The sequence below is a fragment of the Polaromonas sp. P1_G2 genome (assembly GCF_056405515.1).
The window spans coordinates 1-790 of record NZ_JBFUBY010000588.1; the positions used below are offsets into that span (position 1 = coordinate 1).

Below are 790 nucleotides of genomic sequence, written 5' to 3' on the forward strand. Positions count from 1 at the left end.
CCCGCGACCCTCATGGCCCAAGTTTTTCCCGAATTCCGCATTGACCTGCATCTCTCCAGATTTCGACCCGTTGTCGGGCCTGAAATTAGGCGAGTTGCGCATTCGGTCTTTGTCCCAAGACAAATATTTCGATCGTAACTTCTGCGACATCTATCGGCATGCCGCTCGCTGCGGCGCTGCGGAAGAATGTCAAAGGGAGAATTGCGATGTCGCCGACAAACCCCGATCCCTGGGAACTCGCGTCACTGGACCAATTGCTTGCCATCGCCCGCGCCATGGAGCGGGAGGCGATAGAAGGATATGAGGCGCTCAGTCGGCGCATGAGCGCGATGGGAAGGCCCGATCTCGCCAAGGTGTTCGATTCATTGGTCCTGGAGGAAACCGGGCATCTGAACAAGGTGGACGAATGGCAACAAACGTCCGGGCGAGACGGGGTCGGCACCGCTGCCGTTGCGCCGCATGACCTGTTCCAGGACGAAGGTGCGGCAACGGTGGCGCCGGAACTGATGTCCGCCTATCGCGCTTTTTCGACAGCCGTTCGGAATGAAGAACGCGCCTTCGCCTTTTGGACCTATGTCTCGGCCCATGCGCAATCCGATGCGATCAAGGACGCGGCCGAGCGAATGGCCAGGGAAGAATTGGGGCATGTCTCGACGCTCAGAAGAGAGCGCCGCAAGGCCTTTCACACCGAAAGAGCCGGCAGTTCTGACACCAAGGTGACCCTGAACGCCCTCGAGCAAGAGTTTCGCCGCCAGATCAAGGACGCGGTGGCGACGATTTCGCCCAATGG

Annotated in this window: 1 protein-coding gene; it reads left to right on the top strand. The window is 59.4% G+C overall.

Annotated elements, in window-relative coordinates; all coding sequences use genetic code 11:
- Positions 1-206 precede the first annotated feature (206 nt).
- A partial coding sequence (locus AC1D0P_RS26355) for a ferritin-like domain-containing protein (protein ID WP_477679424.1) occupies positions 207-790 on the top strand: 584 nt, incomplete at its 3' end.